This window comes from Falsiroseomonas sp. (assembly GCF_051859025.1).
GTDB lineage: Bacteria > Pseudomonadota > Alphaproteobacteria > Acetobacterales > Acetobacteraceae > Falsiroseomonas.
This window is the reverse complement of sequence record NZ_JBHYGL010000002.1, coordinates 130,031-153,650: the sequence shown is the minus strand read 5'-3', so window position 1 is coordinate 153,650 and position 23,620 is coordinate 130,031. Positions and strand designations below refer to the sequence as shown.

24 protein-coding genes are annotated in these 23,620 nt (G+C 69.3%); 14 read left to right on the top strand and 10 right to left on the bottom strand.

The window, feature by feature from the left end; all coding sequences use genetic code 11:
* Position 1 precedes the first annotated feature (1 nt).
* The 6 genes from ACTIE5_RS06050 to ACTIE5_RS06025 form a co-directional block, all read right to left on the bottom strand.
* A complete protein-coding gene (locus ACTIE5_RS06050; protein WP_439548805.1) occupies positions 2 to 976 on the bottom strand; it encodes a Bug family tripartite tricarboxylate transporter substrate binding protein in 975 nt (324 codons plus the stop codon).
* A 30-nt stretch (positions 977 to 1,006) separates the two neighbouring features.
* Positions 1,007 to 1,837, bottom strand: a complete 831-nt coding sequence (locus tag ACTIE5_RS06045) for an amidohydrolase family protein (RefSeq protein WP_439548804.1) — start codon at positions 1,835 to 1,837, stop codon at positions 1,007 to 1,009.
* Positions 1,834 to 2,424, bottom strand: coding sequence for a carboxymuconolactone decarboxylase family protein (locus ACTIE5_RS06040; protein ID WP_439548803.1), 591 nt, complete (start codon positions 2,422 to 2,424; stop codon positions 1,834 to 1,836). Before ACTIE5_RS06040 ends, ACTIE5_RS06045 begins: the two co-directional genes overlap by 4 nt.
* Positions 2,425 to 2,426: 2 nt before the next feature.
* Positions 2,427 to 3,632 carry a CaiB/BaiF CoA transferase family protein gene (locus ACTIE5_RS06035; protein ID WP_439548802.1) on the bottom strand — a complete coding sequence of 402 codons (1,206 nt, stop codon included), beginning with the start codon at positions 3,630 to 3,632 and terminating at the stop codon, positions 2,427 to 2,429.
* 5 nt (positions 3,633 to 3,637) lie between these two features.
* Entirely contained in the window at positions 3,638 to 4,267 is a 630-nt protein-coding gene (locus ACTIE5_RS06030) for a glutathione S-transferase family protein (protein ID WP_439548801.1), read from the bottom strand.
* Positions 4,268 to 4,356: 89 nt separating this feature from the next.
* Entirely contained in the window at positions 4,357 to 5,295 is a 939-nt protein-coding gene (locus ACTIE5_RS06025) for a 2-hydroxyacid dehydrogenase (protein WP_439548800.1), read from the bottom strand.
* Positions 5,296 to 5,369: 74 nt separating this feature from the next.
* Here ACTIE5_RS06025 and ACTIE5_RS06020 point away from each other — a divergent pair, with 74 nt between their 5' ends.
* From ACTIE5_RS06020 to ACTIE5_RS06010, 3 genes are read left to right on the top strand one after another with little or no spacing between them, the layout of a single operon-like run.
* A complete protein-coding gene (locus tag ACTIE5_RS06020; RefSeq protein WP_439548799.1) occupies positions 5,370 to 6,239 on the top strand; it encodes a fumarate hydratase in 870 nt (289 codons plus the stop codon).
* Positions 6,236 to 6,865: a fumarate hydratase C-terminal domain-containing protein gene (locus tag ACTIE5_RS06015; protein ID WP_439548798.1), complete on the top strand. Its 630-nt coding sequence runs from the start codon at positions 6,236 to 6,238 to the stop codon at positions 6,863 to 6,865. Before ACTIE5_RS06020 ends, ACTIE5_RS06015 begins: the two co-directional genes overlap by 4 nt.
* Entirely contained in the window at positions 6,862 to 7,833 is a 972-nt protein-coding gene (locus ACTIE5_RS06010; RefSeq protein ID WP_439548797.1) for a Bug family tripartite tricarboxylate transporter substrate binding protein, read from the top strand. The genes ACTIE5_RS06015 and ACTIE5_RS06010 overlap by 4 nt, the downstream gene beginning before the upstream one ends.
* On the opposite strand, the gene ACTIE5_RS06005 is transcribed toward ACTIE5_RS06010, so the two are convergent.
* The gene (locus ACTIE5_RS06005; protein WP_439548796.1) at positions 7,830 to 9,338 is read right to left on the bottom strand and encodes an ABC transporter substrate-binding protein; all 1,509 of its coding nucleotides are present in this window, start codon (positions 9,336 to 9,338) and stop codon (positions 7,830 to 7,832) included. The two genes, ACTIE5_RS06010 and ACTIE5_RS06005, sit on opposite strands and share 4 nt — an antisense overlap.
* Before the next feature lie 40 nt (positions 9,339 to 9,378).
* Here ACTIE5_RS06005 and ACTIE5_RS06000 point away from each other — a divergent pair, with 40 nt between their 5' ends.
* On the top strand, positions 9,379 to 9,768 hold the full coding sequence (locus ACTIE5_RS06000; RefSeq protein WP_439548795.1) for a RidA family protein: 390 nt from the start codon (positions 9,379 to 9,381) through the stop codon (positions 9,766 to 9,768).
* Positions 9,769 to 9,774: 6 nt separating this feature from the next.
* On the opposite strand, the gene ACTIE5_RS05995 is transcribed toward ACTIE5_RS06000, so the two are convergent.
* Positions 9,775 to 11,817, bottom strand: a complete 2,043-nt coding sequence (locus ACTIE5_RS05995) for a TRAP transporter large permease (RefSeq protein ID WP_439548794.1) — start codon at positions 11,815 to 11,817, stop codon at positions 9,775 to 9,777.
* A 67-nt stretch (positions 11,818 to 11,884) separates the two neighbouring features.
* Here ACTIE5_RS05995 and ACTIE5_RS05990 point away from each other — a divergent pair, with 67 nt between their 5' ends.
* The 4 genes from ACTIE5_RS05990 (at position 11,885) to ACTIE5_RS05975 (ending at position 16,346) form a co-directional block, all read left to right on the top strand.
* Entirely contained in the window at positions 11,885 to 12,886 is a 1,002-nt protein-coding gene (locus ACTIE5_RS05990) for a TRAP transporter substrate-binding protein (RefSeq protein ID WP_439548793.1), read from the top strand.
* 2 nt (positions 12,887 to 12,888) lie between these two features.
* A complete protein-coding gene (locus tag ACTIE5_RS05985; protein ID WP_439548792.1) occupies positions 12,889 to 13,503 on the top strand; it encodes a hypothetical protein in 615 nt (204 codons plus the stop codon).
* Between the two features lie 94 nt (positions 13,504 to 13,597).
* The gene (locus ACTIE5_RS05980; protein WP_439548791.1) at positions 13,598 to 14,767 is read left to right on the top strand and encodes an ROK family transcriptional regulator; all 1,170 of its coding nucleotides are present in this window, start codon (positions 13,598 to 13,600) and stop codon (positions 14,765 to 14,767) included.
* A gap of 19 nt (positions 14,768 to 14,786) precedes the next feature.
* Positions 14,787 to 16,346: an ABC transporter substrate-binding protein gene (locus tag ACTIE5_RS05975; RefSeq protein ID WP_439548790.1), complete on the top strand. Its 1,560-nt coding sequence runs from the start codon at positions 14,787 to 14,789 to the stop codon at positions 16,344 to 16,346.
* A gap of 371 nt (positions 16,347 to 16,717) precedes the next feature.
* On the opposite strand, the gene ACTIE5_RS05970 is transcribed toward ACTIE5_RS05975, so the two are convergent.
* Positions 16,718 to 17,614, bottom strand: a complete 897-nt coding sequence (locus ACTIE5_RS05970; RefSeq protein ID WP_092954392.1) for an AEC family transporter — start codon at positions 17,612 to 17,614, stop codon at positions 16,718 to 16,720.
* Positions 17,615 to 17,618: 4 nt separating this feature from the next.
* Positions 17,619 to 18,797, bottom strand: a complete 1,179-nt coding sequence (locus ACTIE5_RS05965) for a PLP-dependent aminotransferase family protein (RefSeq protein WP_245761951.1) — start codon at positions 18,795 to 18,797, stop codon at positions 17,619 to 17,621.
* Between the two features lie 75 nt (positions 18,798 to 18,872).
* On the opposite strand from ACTIE5_RS05965, the gene ACTIE5_RS05960 reads away from it, so the two are divergent.
* The 6 genes from ACTIE5_RS05960 to ACTIE5_RS05935 all read left to right on the top strand — a co-directional run bounded on the left by ACTIE5_RS05960 (position 18,873) and on the right by ACTIE5_RS05935 (position 23,574).
* Positions 18,873 to 19,772, top strand: a complete 900-nt coding sequence (locus tag ACTIE5_RS05960) for a LysR family transcriptional regulator (protein ID WP_092954386.1) — start codon at positions 18,873 to 18,875, stop codon at positions 19,770 to 19,772.
* Between the two features lie 174 nt (positions 19,773 to 19,946).
* Entirely contained in the window at positions 19,947 to 20,150 is a 204-nt protein-coding gene (locus ACTIE5_RS05955; protein ID WP_092954383.1) for a hypothetical protein, read from the top strand.
* Between the two features lie 1,164 nt (positions 20,151 to 21,314).
* Entirely contained in the window at positions 21,315 to 21,815 is a 501-nt protein-coding gene (locus ACTIE5_RS05950; protein WP_439548789.1) for a hypothetical protein, read from the top strand.
* Between the two features lie 69 nt (positions 21,816 to 21,884).
* Positions 21,885 to 22,648, top strand: a protein-coding gene (locus tag ACTIE5_RS05945) for an IS5 family transposase (RefSeq protein ID WP_439548788.1) whose coding sequence is annotated in 2 segments (ribosomal slippage) — positions 21,885 to 22,221 and positions 22,221 to 22,648 — 765 coding nt in all. Because the reading frame shifts where the segments join, the coding sequence is not laid out codon by codon here.
* A gap of 64 nt (positions 22,649 to 22,712) precedes the next feature.
* On the top strand, positions 22,713 to 22,982 hold the full coding sequence (locus ACTIE5_RS05940) for a hypothetical protein (protein ID WP_439548787.1): 270 nt from the start codon (positions 22,713 to 22,715) through the stop codon (positions 22,980 to 22,982).
* Positions 22,983 to 23,205: 223 nt separating this feature from the next.
* Positions 23,206 to 23,574, top strand: coding sequence for a hypothetical protein (locus tag ACTIE5_RS05935; RefSeq protein ID WP_092954374.1), 369 nt, complete (start codon positions 23,206 to 23,208; stop codon positions 23,572 to 23,574).
* Positions 23,575 to 23,620: the final 46 nt, after the last annotated feature.

The window sequence follows — 23,620 nt, the reverse complement described above, 5'->3', positions numbered from 1 at the left end:
GCTACTCCAGCCGCGCGCCGGTGGTGCGGACCACATCGCCCCAGGTGGCGTTGGTCTCGCGGATGAAGGTGGTGAAGTCCGCCGGCGTGCTGCCGACGATGCGGCCACCCTGCTCGATCAGCACGCGGCGCACCTCCGGGTCCTGGAGGGAGGCGCGGGCGGCGTTGACCAGGATGTCCACGCGGTCCTGCGGGATGGCGGCGGGGCCGAAGATTCCGTACCAGGTCTCGCTGATCATGTTCGGCACGCCGGCCTCGATGGCCGTCGGCACGTCAGGCAGGATGGCGAGGCGTTCGGCGGCCGTCACGGCCAGCGCGCGCAGCGCACCGGCACGCACCTGGCCGATCAGCGCGGGAACATCCGCCGCCAGGATCTGGATGCGGCCCGCGAGGAGGTCCGTCACCGCCGGCGCGGCGCCGCCATAGGGGATGTGGGTGATGTCGATGCCCGCGCGCAGCTTCAGCAATTCGCCCGCCATGTGCAGGGACGATCCGATGCCGGCGGAGCCGAAAGTGAGCTCCCCCGGCCTGGCCTTCGCCATCGCGACCAGTTCCGCCAGGTTGCGCACGGAGAGGCCCGGCGCGACGGAGACGATCTGCGGCACCGCGAGCACCTGCGTGACCGGCGTGAGGTCGCGCAGCGGATCGTACGGCATGTTGCTGCGCATATGCGGGATGATGACGATGGCGCCCGACGACGCCATGACCAGCGTATGCCCATCCGGCCGCGACTTGGACGCGACATCGACGCCGATCAGGCCACCCGCGCCGGCGCGCGCTTCCACCACGATCGGCCGGCCGAGGCGTTCCGACATGGCGCGGGAGACGACGCGCGCGATGATGTCCGCGGGGCCGCCGGCGGCGAAGGGGACGATCATGCGGATAGGCTGGTCGGGGAAGGCTGCCTGGGCATGCGCCATGCCCGGCAAGGCCAGCAGCCCGAGGGAGCCGATTGCGGCGCGTCTTCCGATGGCCATGAGCGTGTCCTCCGTTGTGTTTTCGTTGAGTCAGTCGAAGAGGCTGGCGGGGTTGTCCACCAGGATCCGGCGCGCCAGGCTCTCATCGCCCAGCGCGCCCAGGAAGGCATCCATCATCGCCCCCGCATCGGGCGGCGGCGCCATGCGCACATAGGGCCAGTCGGAGCCCCAGAGCAGCCGGTCCGGATTGGCGGCCACCAGCGCATCCTGCACCGGGCGCGGGTCGCAGGACAGGCGGCAGGTCGTGATCTTTACCCAGGCCGTGCCGTCGCGCAGCAGCCGAAGCAACTGGACGAAGCCATGATCGGCGGCCCCCATGGGCATGCCGCAATGGTCGATCACCAGGGGCACGCCGAGCGGCCTGAGTTCTGGCAGCAATTCCGCGAGTTGCGCGGCGCTGGCCCAGAGATGCGCCTGCCAGCCGAGGGCGCGCAGCCGCGGCGCGAGCAGCTTGAGCGCATCCACGCCGATGGCGCCGGGATAGCGGCCGGTGCCGCCGGGGGCGCGCATCTCCACGAAGCGCAGCGCGCGGATGCCGGCCTCGTGCCACGCCGCCAGCGTGGCGTCCGTGACGGTCTCGTCGGCGATCATCACGCCGCGCAGCGCGAGGTCCCGCTGCAGCGCATCCAGCAGGCAGGCAGGGTCGCGGCCATAGGGGGCGGGCTGCACCAGCACGGCGCGGGCGGTGCCGAGCCTGGCGCGCATCGCGGCGTGCACGTCCAGCATCGCCTCCGGCAGCGCATAGGGCGCGGGGCCGGCGGGGAAGCGGGCATCGAAGACATGGGTATGCGTGTCCCAGGCGCCCGCCGGCACCGCGTGGCGCGGGGCGGAGAGCGTGGGTGCCGGGACCGTGCCGGTCACGGCAGCGGCGCCAGGGTGAAGAGGCCCGTCGCGGGCGCGACCAGCGGCTCAACCTCCCCATCCGGCAGCGGCACGCCATGCGCGTTCAGTGTCATCGACACCATGGTGTAGTAGCCGACCAGGGCGGTGAGCTCGACCACGCCCTTCACGCCGAACAGCGCGCGGGCCTCGTCATAGATCGCGTCGGGCACGCGGCCATCGGCCTGGAGCGTGCGGGCGAATTCATAGACCACGGCCTCATCGCGCTTGTCGAAGCCGGGCGCGCGGCCTTCGCGGATTGCGTCCAGCACACCAGCGGAGACGCCGACCTTGGCAGCGGTGGCGGCATGGACGAACCACTCCACCTGGCTGCTCCAGCGGCGACCCGTCACGCAGATCGCGAGTTCCGACAGGCGCTTGTCGAGGCTGGTGGAGAAGCGCAGCGATTCGCCCAGCGCGGACCAGCGCTCGGCCAGTTCGGCGTTGTGGATGGCAGCCCGCAGCGGGCCGATGACCTGGCCGCGCGGGCCGGAGACGACGCCGTCCCACACCTTGCGCTGCGCCTCGTCCAACTCGTCCCGCGATGAAGGCAGGGGAATGCGCGCCATGGTCAGGTCACCTTCGCGGCGGCGAGTGCCGCCTGTTCATCGTCACCGATGCCGAGTTCGCGCAGCACCTCCGCCGTATGCTGGCCCAGCAGCGGCGGCGGGCGGTCGAAGCTCAGCGGATTATCCTTGAGGCGGATGGGGCTGACGATCTGCGGCACCTCCCCATGCGGGTGCGGCACCATGCGCAGCATTTTTCTCTGTTTCACCTGCGGGTCTTCAAAGACATCGGGCACCGTATTGATCGGCCCGCAGGGGACGCCGGCAGCGTCCAGCATCGTCGTCAGTTCCAGCCGCGTGAAGTCGGCGAAGCGCTCCGTCAGCATCGGCGTCAGCGCCAGCTCGTTCCTGACACGATCGGCATTCTTCACGAAGCGCGAATCCTGCGACCAGTCGGGGCGGCCGATGGCGTCGCAGAGCTTCACGAACTGCCCGTCATTGCCGACGGCGAGCACGATGTAGCCATCGGCGCAGGGGAACACATCCTGCGGCTGGATGTTCGGGTGGCGGTTGCCGGCGCGGTGCGGGACCTTGCCGCCGACGAGGAAATTCATCGCCTGGTTCGCGAGGAACGCCGCCTGGACGTCCAGCATGGCGAGGTCGATCGTCTCCCCCTGCCCTGTCCGGTCCCGATGCGCGACGGCGGCGAGGATGGCGGTCGTGGCATACATGCCGGTCATGAGATCGACGATGGGGACGCCGACCTTCTGCGGCGGGCCGTCCTTCTCCCCGGTCACGGACATCAGCCCGCCCATGGCCTGGATCATGAAGTCATAGGCCGCCTGGTCGCGGCGCGGGCCGTCCTGACCGAAGCCGGTGACGGAACAGCAGATGAGGCTGGGCTTGATCTTGCGCAGGCTGTCGGCATCCAGCCCGTAGCGGGTCAGCGCACCGGCCTTGAAGTTCTCGACGACGATGTCGGCGGTCTCGGCGATCTTCCGGACCACGGCCTGGCCCTCGGGCCGCGTGATGTCGATGGTGACGGACCGCTTGCCGCGGTTGACGGCGAGGTAGTAGCCGGCCTCCTTCGTCGGGTTGCCGTCACGGTCCTTGAGGAAGGGCGGGCCCCAGGCGCGCGTGTCGTCGCCGGCGCCGGGGCGCTCGATCTTGATCACGTCGGCGCCGAGATCGGCCAGGATCTGCGTGGCCCAGGGTGCCGCCATGATGCGGCCGAGGTCGAGCACGCGCAGGTGCGACAGGGGTCCGGCCATGGCGATCAGCCCTCCGCCACGATGGTTGCCATCATCGAGGGGCGCTTCGCGAATTCCGCGTGCCAGGCAGCGAAACGCGGGCAGGCGGCGCGCCAGTCGATATCGGCGAAGCGGAAATCAAGATAGGCGCCGACGACGCCGAGCGTGACCTGCGCCAGGCCGATGGGGCGGGCGGCGATGTCCTCGATCTCGCCCTCGATCGTGCGCAGCGCGTGGGTGGTCTTCAGCGCGAAGGCATCCAGCAGCGCGGGCAAGGGGTGTTCCTTGTCACGTTCGTTGCGCCAGAGGATGAGCGTGTCCAGGAACAGCGTCGCCATGGCGTGGCGGCGGAGTTCGACCCAGCGCGCGGGCCCTTCCGCCGGGATCATCCGCGGGCCGCCATGCAGCGTGTCCAGGTATTCGCAGATGACGCCGCTGTCGTAGAGGACGCTGCCATCGCCGAGTTCCAGCGTGGGAATCTTGCCGATGGGGTTCAGCGGCAGCAGGTCGTGGTTCGGCTTGGTCATGGCGACGGGAGTGCGCACGGTGCGGATGCGATCCACCACCCCGGCTTCATGCGCGAAGACCATGACCTTCCGCACGAAGGGCGAGCGCGGCGACCAATGCAGCGTCATCGGCGGCGGTGTGGTCGTCACTGTTCGTTTCCTCCGGGCAGGCGCAATCCGGACCCCTCAAAAGGTCAGGACTATGACCTTATGGCCGAAAGCCCCGGTTTCGTCCAGCCTCAGCCCCTGGTCGCATCATGGTGCGGGCGGCCGGCGGCAAATGAAGAGATGCCGTCGGCGAGCATGGCGATCATGTCGGCGCGGGTTTCGTGCGTCACGGTCGCGTAGTGCGGCGCCACGACCAGGTTGGGCGCTTCCAGCATGGCAGGGTCGGGCACGGGTTCGGACCGGAAGACATCGGTGCCTGCCCCCCGAATCGTGCCGGCCTTCAGCGCCGCCACCAGCGCGGGTTCATCGACGACGGTGCCGCGGGAGATGTTCACCAGGAACCCCTTGGGGCCGAGGCGCTGCAGCATGGCGGCATCGATGATGCGGTCGGTCTCCGCGCCTCCCGGGCAGGTCAGCACCAGCACGTCGCATTGCTCCACCATCGTCGCGAGATCGGCGACATAGGGCCAGGCAATGCCCGGCTTGGGCCGGGGACCGGACCAGATGACCGTCATCCCGATGCCCTGCGCCCGCCGCGCCACGGCCTGGCCGATCTTCCCAAGGCCGAAGATGCCGCAGGTCTTGCCGATCAGGCGTGTGGAGGGGGAGAGCCTGCCCTTGGCCCAGGCGCCGGACCGCACGAAGGCATCGGCCTCCACCACCCGTCGCGCGATGCCGTAGAGCAGGGCGATGGCGAAGTCCGCCGTATCCTCGGTCAGCACATCGGGCGTGTTCAGCACGGCGATGCCACGGGCGCGGGCGGCGTCGAGGTCGATGCGATCCAGGCCCGTCCCCATGCTGGCGAGCAGCCTGGCGTCCGGGAAGCGGGCGAAGGTCTCGGCCGAAGCGCCGGCCATGGCGGTGCCCAGCAGCACGCGGAAACCCGGGACGGGACCCTCGGGCTGGGTGGAAAGGTCGATGACCCGGTGGCCCTGTGCCTCGATCGCCGCCTTCAGGTCCGCGGCCGCGGGCACGATGGCGAGGATTGTCTCCCCGGCGGGTTGCGGCATGGGCGTTTCCTCGGTCTATACTGCCTTAAAGGTCAGGGTAGTGGCCTTTTCAGGGGAAGGATAGGCCAGCCGCCATGGCGATCACCTACCAGGGCGTGAAGACCCTGACGGCGCAGCTCTATGACTGGTCGCTGCGCCGCATCCCGGAAGACACGAAGGAAGGGCTGCGCCGGGCGCGGCAGACGGAAACGCATCCGGGTGCGCAACGGGTGCTGGAGATCATGCTGGGCAGCGCGCTGCGTGCCGAGCAGACGGACCGCTTCGTCTGTTCCGATTCAGGCGTGCCCGTCTTCCAGGTCGGCATCGGCACCGCTGCGAAATGGGAAGGCGACATCAAGGCCGCCATCGTCGATGGCTTCGATGAGCTGGTGGAGACCATCAAGCCACCGCTGCTGAAGCATGTGACCAACCCGCTGACGAATGAGCGCGGCTACAAGGGCCGCGACATGCCCCTGGTGAGCTGGGACATGATCAGCGGCGCGGACTACATCGAGTTTGCCTGCCAGCCGAAGGCGCTGGGTTCCGGGCGTTGGGCGGCGGCGGAGACCTTCAGCTTTCCGAGCCTCGCCGATATCGAGGCCTATGTGATGAAGGTGGTGATGCAGGCGGGGTCGCAGCATTGCCCGCCGGTGATCATCGGCGTGGGCATCGGCGGCAGCTTCGACGTGGCCGCGAAGATCGCGAGCAAGGCGACCTACCGCCCCATCGGCAGCGCGAACCCGGAGCCGATCCTGGCGGCGATGGAAGAACGGCTGCTGCGCGCGGTCAACGCCACCGGCTTCGGGCCGATGGGCACGGGCGGGGACACCACGGCGCTGGCCGTGCATGTCGACTACGCCAGCGGCCATGGCTACACGCCCGTCGCAATCTGCTTCAATTGCTGGATCAACCGCCGCACCCGCGCCAGGCTGCATGCGGATGGCTCCGTGGAGCGCATGGAATGAACCTGACCGATTATCGCCGCGTGAGGATGCCCCTCTCACGCGAGGATGCGCGCAGCCTGCGGGCGGGCGACATGGTGCTGCTGGATGGGGAGATCGTGATCACGGCAGGGCTGCCGACGCATCACCGCATCATCGCCTGCATGGAGAAGGGTGAGGCCCCGCCGATCGAATTGCAGAACGGGTCGCTGCTGCATCTCGGCTCCTACAGCCAGGATGCCGCCGATGGGGGGCTGGAGATCCTCTACATGAACCCGACCACCAGCACGCGCTTCAACCCGCTGATGCCGAAGCTGATCCGCCACTACGGGCTGACCTCCGTCGGCGGCAAGGGCGGGCTGGATGCGGCGTGCCGCGAGGCGATGCAGGAAGTCGGCTGCGTCTACTTCTCCTTCCTCGGCGGCGGCGCGCCGCTGCATTCCGCGGCCATCAAGGCGGTCAGGCAGGTCGCCTGGAACGACCTGGTCGCGCATTACCGCCTGGTGCGCGTGGCGGTGGAGGGGCTGGGGCCTGTCACCGTCGGCATCGATGCGCATGGCAACAGCCTGTTCGAGAGCATCGCCGCGGATGCGACGGCGCGGATGCCGGCGATACTGGAGCAGCTCGCGCGCGAAAGGGCCGCGACATGAAGCGCCGCGCCCTACTGATGGCCTCGCTGTCCACGCCCGCATTGGCAACATGGGCGTTGGCGCAATCCTGGATGCCGTCACGGCCGCTACGGCTGGTGGTGCCCTTCGCGCCGGGCGGCAGCGTGGACCTCGCGGCGCGGCTGCTGGCGGAACCGCTGGGGCAGCGGCTCGGGCAATCCGTGGTGGTGGAGAACCGCACGGGCGCGGGTGGCGCCATCGGTGCGGACAGCGTGGCGAAGGCGGCGCCGGATGGGCTGACCTTGCTATGGGGGTCGTCGGGCGTGCTGTCCATCGCGGCGGCGCTGCGGGGGCGGCTGCCCTATGATCCCGCGCGGGATTTCGCGCCGGTCAGCCTGGTGATGCGGGCCTGGCATGGGCTGCTGGCGTCTCCGCGGCTGGGGGCGGTGGACCTGCCGCAGGTGCTGGCCATGGCGCGGGCGCGGCCGGGGGCGCTGAACATCGCTTCCGGCGGCACGGGATCGGCCACGCATCTGCTGGCGGAACGCCTCAAGCTGATCGCGGGCGTGGACATGGTCCATGTGCCCTATCGCGGCAGCGGCGCGGTCTATCCGGACCTCGCGGCGGGGCTGGTGCAGCTGGTGTTCGAGAGCCTGCCGGTGGCCCTGGCGCAATCCCGTGGGGATAGCGCGCGGCTCATCGCCGTCAGCGCGCCCGCGCGCACCGCGCTGGCGCCTGAGGTGCCGACGCTCGTGGAAAGCGGCGTGCCGGGCTTCGTCACCAGCGCCTGGTTCGGCGTGCTGGTGCCGGTCGCGACGCCGGATTCCATCCGCGCCGTGCTCGGTGACGCGATCCGCGAGGTTTCCGGCGTGCCCGACTTCCGGCGGCGCGCGCTGGAGTCGGGGCTGGAAGTGTTGGCCTCCTCCGCCGCCGAGTTTTCGGAGTTGCTGGCAACGGAGACGCGGGACTGGGCGGAAGTCGGTGCGCGGACGGGGCTCAAGCTGGATTAATTGAGGGAAATACCCTCAAGCCGCATGATGCCGTCGGGCAGGGCGCGAAAGCCGGACAGGCGCGTGGCATGGGCGAAGCGCCAGCCCTCATGCACCAGGTAGATGCGATGCCGGTCGGGCAGCGCGATGCCCAGCGCCGTCGCGTAGTGGCGCGCGCGTTCGGCGGGCTCCACGCTGGCGCGGGCGGCTTCCAGCGAGGCATCCACGCGCGGGTCGCAGAACTTGCTGTCGTTGTTGGCGCCGCGGCAGTGGTTGAAGGCGAAGATATTGCCGTCGGGATCGACGCGGCCGGACCAGCCGATCAGGAAGGCCTGGAAATCGCCCCGGTTCATCATCCCTGCCGCCGTCGCGAGTTCGCGCACTTCGATGCGGAGGTCGAAGCCGGCGTCACGAACCATGGCCTGCATCACCTCCGCCATCTGGCGGAATTCCGGGATGTTGGGGACCAGCATCGTGACCTGCGGGCTGGGCTGGCCGGCTTCCGCCAGCAGGCGGCGCGCGGCCGCGACATCGCGCGGCGCCATGGGGAAGGAAGGCGCGTAGAAGGGGCTGCCGGGTGGGATGGGCTGGTTGCCGGGCGTATTGGCGCCCTCGAACACCACCTGGTTCAGGGCCTCCCGATCCAGGGCCAGGTCGAAGGCCTGGCGGAGCCGCGCATCCTGGCCGAAGGGGTTCTGCGCGCGGGCCCCGTTGCCGACATTGGCGATGATGGAGGTGAAGCCGAAGCCGCGTGCCTCCGCATAGCGCAGGCGGGTGTCGCGGCGCAGCGGCGCCACATCATTGGCCGCCACGCGCTCCACCAGATCCAGCGTGCCGGATCGCAGGTTGAGCACCCGCACGGTGCTGTCGGGGATGGGGCGGAAGCTGACATTCTCCACCTTCACCTCGGCCGCGTTCCAATGGCCGGGGAAGCGCCGAAGATCGATGCGTTCCTGCGGGACCTGGGCCGCGAAGGCGAAGGGGCCAGAACAGATGGGCGCGCGGGCGAAATCATTGCCCGCGACCTGCACCGCCGTCGGCGACATCACCATGCCCGCGCGATCCGCGAGCTGCGCCAGCAGCGGCGCGGAGGGGGCGGAGAGGCGCAGAACCACGGTACGCGGATGCGTCACCTCGATGGCGGCGATCTCCGCGATCTCACTGCGGCGGCGCGATGAAGGCAGGGTCGCGGCACGGGTCAGGCTGAAGCGCACGGCCTCCGCATCCACGGGCGTACCATCATGGAAGGTGGCGCCCGCGCGCAGCGTCAGGGTCAGCGCGCGGCGATCCTCGCTCCAGGCCCAGCTTTCCGCCAGGCGGGGCACGAAGTTGAGGTTCTGATCGACATCGAGCAGCTTGTCGCAGAGCGCGGTCAGCACGCTGCGGCCGGCGATGGTGTTGGACAGAACGGGATCGAGCGTGTCGATGTCCGATGCCAGGCCGATGCGCAGCGTGCCGGATGGCTGCGCCAGCGCCGGTGTCGCGGCCAGCAGAGCGGCGGCGATGATGCGGCCTGCGGATTTCATGCGATGATGTCCCGTGATTTCTTGATGAGGAGGCTAGTGGATGCCGCGTGAGGTTGTGAAGTCGGCGGATTGCGCGCCGACACCGGACTTCTTCAGCCAGGCCGTGAAGGTGAACGGCATGGTCTTCGTCTCCGGACAGTTGTCACGCAATGCCGCGGGCACGATCATCGGCAAGGGCGACATGGCGGCGCAGACGCGGCAGGTGATCGCCAATCTGCAATCCGTGCTTCGCGCCGCCGGGGGAGACCTCCGCCACATCGTGAAGCTGACCGCCTTCATGACCGACATGTCCCGCGCGCCGGAAGCCTGGGCGGTACGGTCGGAATTCTTCGCCGGCCATCCCCCCGCCAGCACGGGCGTGCAGGTGCAGCGCCTGACGCATCCGGATTTCATGATCGAGATGGAAGCGATCGCCGTCATCGATGAGTAACAGCCGTCACTTCATCATCGCCGGCAGGACCAGCGCGATGGAGGGCATGAGGCACAGCAGAAGCACCGTCGCCAGCATCGCGCCCAGGAAGGGCAGCGCGCCGATGGCGATGGTGCGCAGCGCCACATCCTTGCCGATGCCTTGCAGGACGAAGAGGTTCATGCCGACCGGCGGCGTGATCAGCCCGACCTCCGCCATGATCACCAGGATCACGCCCATCCAGATGGCATCGAAGCCCAGCGCCTGGGTGACGGGGAACACCACCGGCAGCGTCAGCACGAGCATGGAGATGCTGTCGAGGAACATGCCGAGCACGACATAGACCAGGATGATGGCCAGGAAGACCGTCCAGCGATCCAGCCCCCCGCCGGTGGCGAGGCTCATCACCTGCTGCGACACCTTCAGGAAGTCGAAGCCGTAGGACAGGATATTGGCGCCGACGACGATGATGAAGATGAAGGAGGTGACGACCACCGTCTCCTCCAGGCAGGCCCAGAGCATGGGGCGGGTCAGGCGGCCACGGGCGAGCGCGAAGAGGAAGGCGGCGGCGGCGCCGATGGCACCGGTTTCCGATGCGGTGGCGAGCCCACCATAGAGCGACCCGATCACCATCAGGATCAGCAGCAGCACCAGGCCGCTATCCACCAGGCTGTCGCGGGACAGGGGCGGGCCCTCCCCGCGCCGGATCGCTGGCGCATCCTGCGGCCGCAGCCAGACCCAGGCGAGAATGACGCCCATGAACACCAGCATCATCAGGATTCCCGGCAGGATTCCTGCCAGGAACAACTCCACCACGGAAACGCCGACCGTCGTCGCGTAGATGATCATCGGCACGCTGGGCGGGATGAGGATGCCGAGCGTGCCGCCCGCGGCCACGCTGCCATAGGCCAGCGCCGGGCTGTAGCGGCGGCGCGTCATCTCCGGGCAGGCGACGGAACCGACCGTCGCCGCGGTGGCGACGGAGGAGCCGGAGACGGCGGCGAAGATGCCGCAGCCCGCGGTGGCCGCATGCGCCAGGCCACCGGGCAGCGGCGCCAGCACGCGGGCCATGACGACGAAGAGTTCATCGGACAAGCGGCTGCGCACCAGCAGCGCGCCCATCAGCACATAGAGCGGCACGGCAGTGAGGGAGAAGCTGTTGACGCCGGACCAGGCGCGTTCCGCTGTTGTCATCGGGAAGGGCATCGGCAGCAGGAAGTAGATGGCGAGCAGCCCGACGAGCGCGAGGGCGAAGGCGATGCGCAGCCCCGTCGCCAGAAAGGCCGCGATGCCGGCAAACAGCAGCAGCGCCAGCGTGCCCGTCCCCCAATCCTTGGCCACGATGAACAGCGCGATGCAGCCCAGCAGCCCGCCCGCCACCAGCAGCCCCGGTCGCAGCCCCGCCACGAAGCCGCCCGCCAGCACCACCACCAGCGCGGCGACGCTGCCGAGGTCGTAGCGCCCGATGCCGCTCATCGGCACATCGCGCCCGAAGGCCAGCAGCAGCACGGCCAGCGCCAGCACCAGCCCATAGGGCAGCGCGCGCCGCCAGCGCGGTAGGTGCGCGGACAGCGTCTCGACCTCCACCAGCAGCGCCAGCACCAGGCCGCCGAGGCCGATGGCGATGGGCAGCTTCGGCATCCAGGTCGGCGTCAGCAGCAGGGAGAAGACCCGCGCCCCGTTCACATAATCCGAGGCCACCATCAGCGCGGATTGCCAGGCGGCCAGAAGCGCGATCAGCAGCCCCACCCAGGCGCAGGCGATCTCCACATCACGTCGCGCCGCATCGCGCAGCAGGTTCGGCAGGAATTCCACGCGCACATTCGCACCCGCGAGATGCGTGGCGCCGGCGCCGAGGAAGATGGTGGCGATGAGGAAGTAGGTGCTGAGCTCCGTCGCCCAGACGGTCGGCGCATTGAAGACATAGCGCACCGCGACATCGTAGGTGGTGGACAGCGCCATGGCGACGACGCCGGCGACCGCCAGCCACAGCATGGCCTGGCAGAGGCCCCGCGCCACGCGCCCGCCCAGCGTTGCCGATTCCGCTTGGTTGCCACCGTGATCCTGCATCAGTCCCCGCGCTTGACAGCAATGAAGCGGGAGCGTGAAGATTTGTCCGGACAAAGACAAGGGGGCGATGATGGTCACGCGACGCGCGCTACTGGGCTCCACCATCGCGGCCGGGCTTGCGACACCCGCCCTCGCGCAGGCGCCGATCCGCTGGAATATCGGCTTCGTGAACGCGACCGGTTCTTCCTATGTGGAGACGCTCCGCCCCTCCGCCGCGCGCATCGCGCAGGCCACCGGCGGACGGCTGACGATCGAGCTCTATGACACGCTGGTGGCGGGGCCGGAGCAGCCGGCGGCGGTGCGGGATGGGCGGCTCGATGGCAGCTTCGCTGTCTCCCCCTGGTTGAGCGCGGAAGCGCCCTACATCAATTTCGGCCACCTCCCCGGCCTCATCACCGATGTTGCGCGCTACCAGCGCATGCTGGACCCGCTGCTGCGGGAGGAGATGGCGAAGGTCTGGCGGGACCGCTACCGGTCCGTCCAGCTCGCGACCGGCGTCTTCGAGGACCAGTGCATCATCTCCCGCGCGCCAATGCGGACAGTCGCCGATTTCGCCGGCAAGAAGGTGAGGGTGCACAACACCGAAGCCGGCGCGCTGATGCAGAAGCTGGGCGCGGCGCCGACGCCGGTGCCCTTCGGGGAGATCGTTCCCGCCCTGCAGCGCGGCATCGTGGACCTGGTGATGACCAGCGTCGGCACCGCCGGTGGCTTCGGCTTCCACAACGTGACCAAGGATTTCTCGACGTGGCGCATCGGCACCATCGTGCCGTGGTCGCTGGTGGTGAACGCGCAGGTGTGGGGGCGGCTGCCGGATGCGCTGAAGCCGATCGTGCAGGCGGAATTCCGCAAGATCGAGGACGAGCACTTCGCCAACCACGCGCCCTTCAGCGCGTCGGCGATCCAGCGGCTCGTGGGCTCCGGCATGAATCACTTCATCGCGCCGGAAGATGAACTCACCAAGCTCTTCGCGCCCGCGAATGTGGAGGCGGTGTTCGAGAACTGGTACCAGCGCTGCGAACGCGCGGGCAATGACGGGCGCGCGCTGGTCCGCCGCATCCAGGCGCTGTGACGATGAGCCTGCTGGAAGCCGGCCTGGCGATGCTGGAAAAGGCCGGCACCGAGGCGCTGGACGCCCCGGGGCCGGAGGAGGCGATGCACGCCCTCGCCCGCGGCTGCTTCGACCTGCTGGGGGACCGGGAGGCGCATCTTCGCCCCGGTGCGCTGAAGGAGGGGGAGCGGCAATTCTTCGTCGCCGGCACCTTCTTCGTGCTGCCGGACCGGCGCTACCACATGCTGGTGGGAAGCCTGGGTTTTCCGCCGGAACAGCGGCGGCTGATGGTGCCGATCGATGGCGGGCATCCCGGCTGGGTCTATGCCAACCGGTCCAAGCTGCTGCTGGAGAACACGGATGAACATGGGACCTTCCGGCAATACCTGAAGACCTCCCGCATGGGCTCCACCATCTTCGCGCCCATCATGTGGGAGGGCGCGTTCCACGGGCAGCTCATCATGGCCGCGCAGGCGCGGCACACGATGCGGCCGGTTGATCTTTCGATCATCGTCGCGGCGTCGCGGATCGCGGCGGGGTGCTGGATGGCCAAGGGGGGACCCGCCTGGCTGGCGGCGAATGCGGACCCCGCGGATGCCTATCGGGTTGACCGGGAAGGCGTGGATTCCAAGGGCTGATTCCGAGAGGCGGCGTTGACGCCGCCTTTCTTTTGGGCTGATCCTTACCCTAAGTACGAATCAGCCCGCGCATGGCCCGGGCAGGGGAAGGAAGATGTCCGAGCCACCGCGTTCCCGCCGCCAGACGCGCGCCGCCATCCTCGGCCGGCTGCTGGCCAGTGACGGCCTGTTCCGGCCGCGGCTCGCGGCGGAATGCCGGCTGACGGAGGCCAGCATCTCCCGCATCCTGGCGGAGCTGCGCCAGGAAAACCTGGTGGAGGAGGTGCGTCGCCCCGCGCCCTATCCCGGCGGGCCCAGCGCCATGGTTACGCTGCGCAAGGATCAGCGCGTCGCCGGGCTGGAATTCGCGAATGACCGGCTGGGCGTGGGCCTCGCCACCCTGGGGGGTGAGGTCGATGGCAGCGCGCGCCTCGCTTTGCCCGCCGGCAGCAGCCCGGCCGCCGTCGATGCCGCCATCGCCGATGCCATCGCGGAACTCCGGGGCTGGTGCGCCCGCGCGGGCACGCCGCCCCGGCAGATCGCCGTCTCCATCCCAGGCCATGGCGCCGCGACCAACCCGATCCTGCCGGTCGATCCCGCGCGGCTGGAGGCAGCACTCGCACAGGCGTTCCCGGGCGTGCCCATCGCCATCGCCAATACCGTCGCGGCGCTCGCCGCCGTCCACCTGCACGGCCGCGGCGCGGCGGCGGTCGAGGCCCGGCACCTGTTCGTCTATCTCGGCCATGGCGTCGGCGGCGCCTGGGTGGAGGCGGTGACGGCGGCCGACCCGATCCAGCCGATCGAGATCGGGCATGTGGTCCTTGACCCCACCGGCGATGCCTGCCGCTGCGGCCATCGCGGCTGCCTGGAGGCCAGTGCCTCCACCGTGGCGCTGGCGCTGCTTTGCGGGGTGGAGGAAGCGGCGCTGGTCGCCGCCGGGGCCGAATGGGCATCCCTGGTGCGGATGACGGCGCGGCGGGAAGCGGCGATCCGCCAGGCGCTGTTCCGCACGGGCCTGGTGATCGGCAATGCGCTGAACCTGATGCCGGCCGCGCAGGTGGTGCTGTGCGGCTGGCCCGCCGCGCTGCCGCTCGCGATGCGCGATGCGGTGGCGGAAGGCATGGGCCGCAGCCTGTTCGGCGGGGGGGCGCGCGCAATCCGCTTCATCGCCCCCGCCATCGGCCAGGAACCCGCCGCCGCCCTTGCCTATGCCGTGCATGCCCTGGTGCGCCAGGGCGGGCTTGCGCGGATCGACGACAACGCCCCGGCCCGCCTGGTCGGCTGACCTTCGAGGAGGAAGAACGATGAACAAGCCCGTCACCCTGGCGCTGGCGCTGCTGGCCGCCACAGCCCTCGCGGGGCCGCTCGCGGCGCAATCGACATTGCGGGTGAAGCCCTCCGGCGACGTCCGCATCACGGACCCGCATCTGGGCTCCGACAGCATGGCCCGGAACATGGGCTACATGGTCTATGACACGCTCTTCGCCGTGGACGACCAGCTGCGCATCCGCCCGCAGATGGCGGAAAGCCATGAGGTGCTGGAAGGCGGCCGGATCTGGCGCTTCCGCCTGCGGGATGGGCTGGTGTTCCAGGATGGGTCGCCCGTCACCTCCGCCGACGTCGTCGCCTCGCTCCGCCGCTGGGCGCAGAATGACGGGCTCGGCCAGCAGCTGATCGCCCGCGGCGCGGTGTTCGCGGTGGAGGGCCCGCAGGCCTTCACGCTGACGCTCAACACGCCCTGGGGGATGGTGCTGGAAGCGCTCGGCAAGCCCGGCGCGCCGGTGCCCTTCATCATGCCGGAACGCCTGGCGCAGACGCCTGCCAGCCGACCGGTGCCGGAGGTGCTGGGCAGCGGGCCCTATCGCTTCGTCGCCAATGAATGGCGCGCGGGGGACCGCCTGGTCTTCGCCCGCCACGCCGGCTACCGCCCGCGCACGGAGGCCCCCGCAGGGCTTTCCGGTGACCGTACCGCGCGCTTCGACCGCGTGGAATGGCTGATCATGCCGGACCAGCAGACCGCCATCGACGCGCTGCGCAAGGGCGAGATCGACATCGCGGAGGACATCCCCGCCGACCTGCTGCCGGTGCTGCGCCGCGACCGCAACATCACCGTCGCCAACCAGGACGATATCGGCGTCGCGCAGCAGATCCGCCTCAACACCACGCAGCCGCCCTTCAACAACCCGCGCATTCGCCAGGCGCTGCTGCATGCCGTGAACGGCCAGGACTTCCTCAGTGCCGTCACCACCGATCCCTCCCAGGGGAGGGTGTGCAACAGCTTCTATGTGTGTTCCTCGCCCTTCCACTCCACGACAGGCTGGCCCGCGGTGAACCTCGACCGCGCGCGGCAGCTGGTGCGGGAAAGCGGGTATGACGGAACGCCCGTGGTGTTCCTCAACGCCGCGGAGAACACAAACATCAACGCCTTCACCCTGGTGGCGGACCAGCTGTTCCGCAGCATCGGGCTGCGCACCGATGTGCAGGCGATGGATTGGGCGACGGTGGTGGCACGCCGGCAATCCCGCGAGCCCGTGGCGCGCGGCGGCTGGAGCGTCTTCATCTCCGGCCCCGGCGGGCTCGACATGATGGAGCCGGTCAGCCATCTCGGCCTGCGGTCCAATTGCGACCGCGCCTGGTTCGGCTGGCCCTGCGACGAGGAGATCGAGCGGCTCCGCGCCGCCTTCGCCGATACGCCGGATGAGGCCCGGAAGCGGGAGATCGCGGCACAGATCCAGGCCCGGGCGCTGGAGACGGTGCCCTACATCCCGATCGGCGTGCAGTACCAGCTGCGCGCGCATCGCGCGAACCTGACCGGCCTGCTGAACCCGCCGGCGCCGGTCTACTGGAACGTCAGCCGCCGCTGAGGCCATGAGGGGAAATGCCCGCGGGGAAATGCCCCCGCGCCAAGGTTGAAGGGGCCAAGGCTGAAGGGGGCGGGGCGTGGATCGCGCCGCCCCAACCGCGCAGGGCACGGATGGCGGCAGGGTGACGCGATCTTATCAGCTCCGCCGGTTGTCGCCAGGCAGGCCGCAACGCGTGTTTCCACCGACCCGGCCATGGGCCAGGGCCGAACCGCGTGTGTTCAGGGGATTCCCGCGGTGGTGGAGGTGAGCGGGAACTCCACCACCATTTTCAGCCCTGTAAGCCCATGATTTCAGCGGCATGCCGGCGGCAACCGGGACCGCGTGTGTAGCATTCTGTGTAGCGCCGTGTGTAGCATCCAATCTCCCTCGGCCTACAGAAGCGCGAGGAGCCAGAGCGGGAGGGTCACGCAGCCGATCAGGGTGGATTGGGCGATGACCTTCGCCACCCGCTCCCGGTCTGCACCGTATACGGAGGCCAGAACATGCGCCGCCGACGCCGTCGGCAGCGCGGCGAAGATCGTCAGCGTCAGGCGCGGGCCCGGCCCGATACCCAGGACCGCGGCGCCCGCCAGGGTGGCTCCCGGCAGCAGGAGCAGCTTGATGGCGTTCAGCGCCGCCTCGAACCGGTCCATGCAGGCCAGCGCGCGCCAGTTCACCGAGGCACCGATCGACAGCAGTGCCATCGGCACCGCGGCCTGGCCCAGCTTGGTCACGGCATCCATCGCGATGACGGGCAGGTGCATCTCCAGGATGGACAATGCAACGCCCGCGACGCTGGCCACCAGGAAGGGGTTGGTCAGCACCTGGCGCAGCGTCGTCCCCAGATCCGATCCAGTCCCACGCGACAGCGCCAGCACCGCCAGGATGTTGGCGACCGGCACGGCAAGGCCGATGGCGATCGCCATCAGGCCGCGATACTCGGGCGGAAGCGCCTGCGCCGCGACGATGGCGAGCGCGGTGTTGAAGCGCCAGGCCGTCTGCCACATGCCGGCGAAGTCGAGGAACCGCTCCGGCCCGAGGCTGCGCGCAAGCCAGGCCAGCCCGCAGGCCAACAGCATGCCCGCCCAGACACCCAGCCCCATGACCATGAGGTCCGACATCAGCGGCGGGCTGCGCAGCGCGCTAAAGAAGATGAGCGCAGGGAACAGCAGGCGGAAATTCAGCGCATCGATGGCCTGCCACCCGACCCCGGGCAGCGTCCGGCGCAGCAATCCGCCAGCGAGGAGCAGCATGAGGTCCGGCAGCAGCGCGAGGGCGACAGCGGGCATCGCCTCAGCCCTCCAGCGCCGCGACCAGCCACGCGGCGGCGGTGGCGATCGCGCTTTCGTCGAGCCCGGCAAAGCAGAGGCGAAGCCGATCGCTGAAGCGGCCATCCGCCTGATCCAGCGCGAAGGCCGGGCCTGGCGCGTAGAGCACGCCGCTCGCCACGGCTCGTTCGAACAGCCCGGCGCGGGCGGCACCCGGCGGCAGGGCCGGGAACAGGAACATCCCGCCGGCGGCGGGCTCGAAGGCGAACCCGGCGCTGCCGAGCACGGCGGCGAGGCGCTGGCTGCGCGCCTGGTAGAGGCCGATGACGCGGGCGAGGTGCGCGTCGAGCTTGCCGAGGTCCAGGTAATGCACCGCCACCCGCTGGGCCAGCGCATTGGGCTGCAGATCCCCGGCTTGGCGCAACTCCGTCATCGGCCCGGCCAGCCGATCCGGAACGGCCGCCCAGCCCAGGCGCAGCCCCGGGGCGAGGATCTTCGACAGGCTGCCAGCCCAGATCACCATCGCACCCGGGACCGCCGCGGACAGGGTCATGAGCGTCTCAGGCGGCGCGCCGGTGAAAGCCAGCGCGCGGTAGGGATCGTCCTCCACCACCGCCACACCGTGCCTCCCGCAGAGTTCGAGGAGGCGCCGGCGCAGCGGGAGGGTCCAGGTCTCTCCGCCCGGGTTGGAGAAGGTCGGCTGGGCGTAGAGCGCGGCGATGTCGCCGCGGCCGAGCACTCGCTCCAGCCCAGCAAGCTCCGGATCGCCGGCCACCGCGTAGCCCACGGCGCGCAGGCCCGCCGCGGCGCAGATCGACAGGATCGCCGGGTAGACCGGCTCCGGCACGGCAACCGCGCTGCCCGGCCTGGCGAGGCAGCGCAACGCCAGGTCCACGGCCTGCTGCGCGCCGGAGGTCACGATCAGCCGGTGGCCGTCCGGGCGTGGCGGGCTCAGCGCCTCCAGCGCGGCGATGAGTTGCGGATCGCCGGCGGTCGGGCCGTAGCTCCAGGCACTGGCATCGCCGGTGGCGCGACGGGCCGCCTCGGCCAGACCATCCCTGTCATAGGCATCCGGCGAGGGATGACCGCTGGCGAGGTTGAGCATCCCGGGGCGTGCCGCATAGGGGTAGAGCGCCCGGAGGGGGTTCTTCGGGATCGCCTGCACGAGGGGTGACAGGTCAGGGAATGAGGTCGGGGTAAGCACGGTCAATCCAGCTCCGTTGCGTCGCTGCATGCCGTATTGGAATGTCCGGGCATATCGAAATAACCTGGCGTCATAATGCCCAACGAAGGCGAGTTCTCCCCTACGACGCTCCGGCTGCTGCAGCGGCTCCGGCAGGCGGGCAACCTGACCGAGGCTGCGCGGGCTTGCGGCATCAGCCAGCCTGCCGCCAGCAAGGCGATCGCCCGGGCCGAGGCGCAGAGCGGCCTGTTGCTGGTTCGGCGCGACCGGCGCCCGCTGTGCCTGACGGCCGAGGGGCACATCCTGGCCGACTATGCCGAGCGGCAGGAGGACATGGCGCGGACGGTCCACCGCGTGCTGCAGGAGAGCCGCCGGCACGGCCAGGGGCTCGTGCGCATCGCCTCCTTCGGGGCCTCCGCTTCCACCCATATCCTGCCCGGTCTGGTGGCGGCGGCGCGGCAGCGCGGGCCGGCGTTGCGGGTGGAGATCTCCGAAAGCGCCGACGAGGCCGCGCTGCAGGCCCTGCGCGATGGCGCGGCGGACTTCGCCATCGCGGTCGAAAGCGAGATGCCGGACCTGGAGATGATCCCGCTCGCCCATGATCGCCTAGTCGCGCTGGTCCGCAGCGACGATGCCCTCGCCTCGCATCCCGGTGTCGATGCCGCGACACTGTCTCGGCGCGACTTCATCCTGACCAGGGGCGGCAGCGAGCCGCTGGTCCGCGCTTGGTTCGCGCGCAGCGGACATGCACCTGATGTGCGACACAGCATCCAGCAGATCACCTCGATCCTGGCCATGGTCCGCGCCGGCATGGGCGTGTCCGTGATCGCCGAGATGGCGGTGCCCGAGACCCATGCGGGCATCGTCCTCGTCAGGCTGGCACCTGAGCAGCCGCGGGTGATCTGCCTGGCGCGCCGGGAGGGATCCTTTGCGTCGCACGCCGCGGCGATCTTCTGGGACGTGGCCCTGGACCGATCGCGGAAGGCCGATCCCTGACAGGAACCGCCAAGCGAATCCCAGATCCCGGGGCGGCACAAGGCAGGCACGGAGAACATCGGCTTCGCAGCCGCCACGGATGGTCCGGCATCATTCCAGCGACAGCGCTGATGGCTTACCGACTTAGCCACGCTCACCAGCCCGCCGCCGGACGATACGGTCTTCCTGGGCGGCATGGACTACCGGCCCCTGTTCGACGCCCTGACCGCCGGCCAGGACGGGCGGCGCATCGTATTCTTCAACTCGCTCACCGAGCCGGCCATCTTCGGCTGCGACCTACGGCGGTTCCCGACGACGAGGCGAACCAACTGGCACTACGACTGCGCGATCGCGCTCGCCACCGGGGCGCTGAAGGTCGATCGGATGTCGGGCGGGTGACGATCGGCCCGGGGGTGCTGGTTGCCATTGATGCTGCCACCCGAGAACGGCAGCAGCAGACCGGACGTCGCACGGCGTTGCCACGGCAGGGCTCGACATTATATTTGTATATCAAATACCTCTCAGCAACACTGCAACACGATGCGCGACAATGGACGTTGATGATGCCGTTTGTGGTCGTCGCGCTTCAGCGCCGGCTACGGAGCGTGAGACCTCACCAATGGCCTCGGTATCCGTGCGCCTGCCGAGCTGCGGCATCGTGTTTCACAATGGACGGCGCCAAGGTGCGGACCTGAGCGTCACCACCACGCGCATCGGCGGGGCTGCGTCGGCAGACGATGGAGGACCGCACCAGGCTGGCGTTGGTATTGGCGACGGCCGACACAGGGGCTGAAGAGCGCGAGGTCACGCAGCCCGTGCTGATCCGCCCAGGATCGTCGGCGTCGAAAGGTGGCCAGGCGCATCAGCGACAACACCGCGCCCTGCGCGACCCCCCGGGCGGCCTCCAGCACCACCATGGTCCCGCTGTCCCGGACCGCGGCGAACGCCTCGGGCATGCGAGAGCCACAGGGTGCGCCGGTTCCGGTGAAGGGGGAGGCTGGCCTCGATCGGCCCGCCGGTGTCGGTGACAAGGCCCGCCGTGGCGGCCGCAGTGTCGGCCTGAGTCCGCTTGAACGCGATGCAGCGGTTCCCCTGGCACGGTCACGTGCAAGCCGGGCAAGGCGGCACTCCCCCTGACATGACCTCCCGTTCCCGCCCACCGAACCGCCAAGGCGTCGCACTCGGTCGGCCGAAGGCGCCGGGCGGGTCAGCCGGTTGGCGCTGCTAGCCACCCGGGCTGCAGGACAGCACGCAACAACATGTTCGTGTCTTGTTCGCCACAGCGACCAAAACGTTGACCCGCCGCCTTCGTCGCGTTGCTGAAATCCGTCTGCCTCCTACGGTCACCCGGTCAGCCATGCTCGTCCAGCCGCGCGGTCCGCCGTGCCAGTTTTCGGGCCGGTGATGGGGGCGGGCCATCCGAGACGCCGGACCCCATACCCCTTAAGTAATTGATAATATTTGATTTTTTGTCGACCGATGAGAACGGCCTGGAGGACTGCGACCGCCTCCTCAGTATAGGCCGACCATACCACCAGTCACCCAACAGAAAGGACGCCCGTCATGTCATCCCGCCAGAACGCCCGGAAGTGGATCGTCAACCTCCCCCGAGACTTCATGCCACCATCTGCGCCCAGATACATGCGGCTGGGCGACGCATTACGATTGGCGAACGCCTGCCTGTTCACCGAGTGGGAGGGAACCCGGTTCGGCTCCTTGGTGACCATCACCTGGAACAAGTGCGGCAGCACCCCTGACTTGCTGCCCCGAAGCACAGCCACCCTTCAAGAGAAGGTTCTGGATCGGGTAAGGCGCGTCTTTGGCGATCGAGATCTGCCTATTCGCTTCGTCTGGTGGCACGAGTGCGGGTCACGCATGGGCGAGCATCTCCATCTCCACATGCACCTGCCCCAGGGGCTCGATGCGGTCGCCCGGCAGGTGATCCTCGACGAGCTCGACCGCGTCCTCAAGCCGAACGCCTGCGGGGTCGACTTCAGATGGCACAAGAAGTCCCAGGTGGCCGGCTATCGCACCAGGTGGGAGATCAAGCGCCAAGTGATCTAGGCTCAGGACCCATTAATCGCTTGAAGCGACGCGGCGAGGTGTGATTCTGGGCGTGGTGGAGGTGCCGCCATGCCCACGCCGCCGTTCCTTTTGACGACTGCCCAGATGCGGCGGCTGTCGCCGCACTTTCCACTCTCCCACGGCATCGCGCGCGTGGATGACCGTCGCGTGCTCAGCGGCATCATCTACGTGATCCGCAACGGCCTTCAGTGGCGGGACGCGCCCGCAGCCTACGGTCCTCACAAGACGCTCTACAACCGCTTCGTACGCTGGAGCCGTATGGGCGTGTTCGACCGCATCTTCGCCGCGCTGTCCGCCGAGGGCGGCCCGCCCGAGCGCCTGATGATCGACAGCACGCACCTCAAGGCGCATCGCACGGCAGCCAGCCTTCTCAAAAGGGGGCTTTTCCCCGCTGTATCGGGCGAACCAAGGGTGGCCTGAACTCCAAGCTCCACGCCGCCTGCGACGGCCAGGGCCGCCCCGTCGTGCTGCTGCTCACAGAAGGCCAGGCCAGCGATCACCGCGGTGCTGCATTGATGCTGCAAAGGCTCCCACCAGCGCGCGAACTCATCGGCGACCGTGGCTACGACAGCGGCCGCTTCCGCGCAGACCTGTCGGCCCGCGGCATCGCCCCATGCATCCCCTCAACCCGCAGTCGAAAGCAGCCCATCCCGCACGACGCCGTCCTGTATCGCCAGCGCCACCGCATCGAGATCATGTTCGGCAGGCTCAAGGATTGGCGCCGCATCGCCATGCGCTACGACCGCTGCGCCCACACTTTCTTCAGCGCCATCACACTCGCCGCCACCGTCATCTTCTGGCTCGGTCAATGAGTCCTGAGCCTACGCCATCAAGAACCTCTGCCCGAGCGAGAGGGCGCGGCTGCCGGATGGCCAGATGGTCAATGTCCGGGAGTATATCGACCTGGCGGGGGCTGCGGCGAGAGTCCTCCGGAACCCCCTCGGCGACCCCGAGCCTATGCCGGCCGGCTTCAAGGGAAAGATGACCGGTGCATCCCAGAACGTCGGCCCGCAGGCCCGCGCCGCGGCGGGGTGGATCGAGCTGACATCCCTGCCAGATCTGCAGGCGGCCATCTGGCTGGGTTATTCACCGCTGAACGATGCGGTGCAGCCGCCCCAGCCAGCGAAGCGCAAGCCCCGACGGTAACTCTAGCGGCCTCACAGAACACGATCCAGGGGTCGGCGACACCATCGCCACCCCCTTTCCTCGCCCAGGCCTTGGGCGCCCACTCAGCGCTGACCAGGCCCTCGTCCCTGCGTCATCACACCCGCCCTCACCGAAGCCACCACCGCCAGCCTTGTGGGTTATGAAGGTGCGGGCGGTCATCGTCCCGAAACCCGTCAGGGTTATCGCCGGCATCATTGGCCCAATGACCGCGGACGAGCTGGACGGGCTGCGGCACCGGCACATGGCCTCGGCCGAACTCGTGGCCGCGCACCCCGGCTGGCGGTTCCGCTGGAAGCTGGACAGCGCCGTCAGGTTCCCCACACCCATTCACCACGCCCGCCCAAAAGGCGCCCAGATCTTCGTCACCCTGGCCGCGCTGGAGAGCCCCGCCGTGCGCCAGAGCCCGCAGGGCACGATCCATGGCAAGCGCGTCGCCTGTTCCCAGAACATCGACCAGGCCGCCCGCCAGCGGGCTGGCCACGCTGATGCGATGACCGCCGATGATCTCGACGCGAACCGCCACCTCAACGCCTGGCGTCAACGCATCCGGGGTGAGATCGCCACGATCTAGGTTGGCAACGCTGTCTCGCTGGCCGCAGCGTGACCCGACCATCTGG

Bases quoted from the DNA above. Each gene is read 5' to 3' on its own strand.
- ACTIE5_RS06005 (WP_439548796.1), bottom strand. From the start codon at position 9,338: ATGAAATCCGCAGGCCGCATCATCGCCGCCGCTCTGCTGGCCGCGACA.
- ACTIE5_RS05950 (WP_439548789.1), top strand. From the start codon at position 21,315: ATGTCATCCCGCCAGAACGCCCGGAAGTGGATCGTCAACCTCCCCCGA.
- ACTIE5_RS05935 (WP_092954374.1), top strand. From the start codon at position 23,206: ATGACCGCGGACGAGCTGGACGGGCTGCGGCACCGGCACATGGCCTCG.
- ACTIE5_RS05970 (WP_092954392.1), bottom strand. From the start codon at position 17,614: ATGCCCGCTGTCGCCCTCGCGCTGCTGCCGGACCTCATGCTGCTCCTC.
- ACTIE5_RS06010 (WP_439548797.1), top strand. From the start codon at position 6,862: ATGAAGCGCCGCGCCCTACTGATGGCCTCGCTGTCCACGCCCGCATTG.
- ACTIE5_RS05990 (WP_439548793.1), top strand. From the start codon at position 11,885: ATGATGGTCACGCGACGCGCGCTACTGGGCTCCACCATCGCGGCCGGG.
- ACTIE5_RS06020 (WP_439548799.1), top strand. From the start codon at position 5,370: ATGGCGATCACCTACCAGGGCGTGAAGACCCTGACGGCGCAGCTCTAT.
- ACTIE5_RS05940 (WP_439548787.1), top strand. From the start codon at position 22,713: ATGGTCAATGTCCGGGAGTATATCGACCTGGCGGGGGCTGCGGCGAGA.
- ACTIE5_RS06025 (WP_439548800.1), bottom strand. From the start codon at position 5,295: ATGCCGCAACCCGCCGGGGAGACAATCCTCGCCATCGTGCCCGCGGCC.
- ACTIE5_RS05960 (WP_092954386.1), top strand. From the start codon at position 18,873: ATGCCCAACGAAGGCGAGTTCTCCCCTACGACGCTCCGGCTGCTGCAG.
- ACTIE5_RS06035 (WP_439548802.1), bottom strand. From the start codon at position 3,632: ATGGCCGGACCCCTGTCGCACCTGCGCGTGCTCGACCTCGGCCGCATC.
- ACTIE5_RS06040 (WP_439548803.1), bottom strand. From the start codon at position 2,424: ATGGCGCGCATTCCCCTGCCTTCATCGCGGGACGAGTTGGACGAGGCG.
- ACTIE5_RS05975 (WP_439548790.1), top strand. From the start codon at position 14,787: ATGAACAAGCCCGTCACCCTGGCGCTGGCGCTGCTGGCCGCCACAGCC.
- ACTIE5_RS05995 (WP_439548794.1), bottom strand. From the start codon at position 11,817: ATGCAGGATCACGGTGGCAACCAAGCGGAATCGGCAACGCTGGGCGGG.
- ACTIE5_RS06000 (WP_439548795.1), top strand. From the start codon at position 9,379: ATGCCGCGTGAGGTTGTGAAGTCGGCGGATTGCGCGCCGACACCGGAC.
- ACTIE5_RS05955 (WP_092954383.1), top strand. From the start codon at position 19,947: ATGGACTACCGGCCCCTGTTCGACGCCCTGACCGCCGGCCAGGACGGG.
- ACTIE5_RS06015 (WP_439548798.1), top strand. From the start codon at position 6,236: ATGAACCTGACCGATTATCGCCGCGTGAGGATGCCCCTCTCACGCGAG.
- ACTIE5_RS05985 (WP_439548792.1), top strand. From the start codon at position 12,889: ATGAGCCTGCTGGAAGCCGGCCTGGCGATGCTGGAAAAGGCCGGCACC.
- ACTIE5_RS06050 (WP_439548805.1), bottom strand. From the start codon at position 976: ATGGCCATCGGAAGACGCGCCGCAATCGGCTCCCTCGGGCTGCTGGCC.
- ACTIE5_RS05980 (WP_439548791.1), top strand. From the start codon at position 13,598: ATGTCCGAGCCACCGCGTTCCCGCCGCCAGACGCGCGCCGCCATCCTC.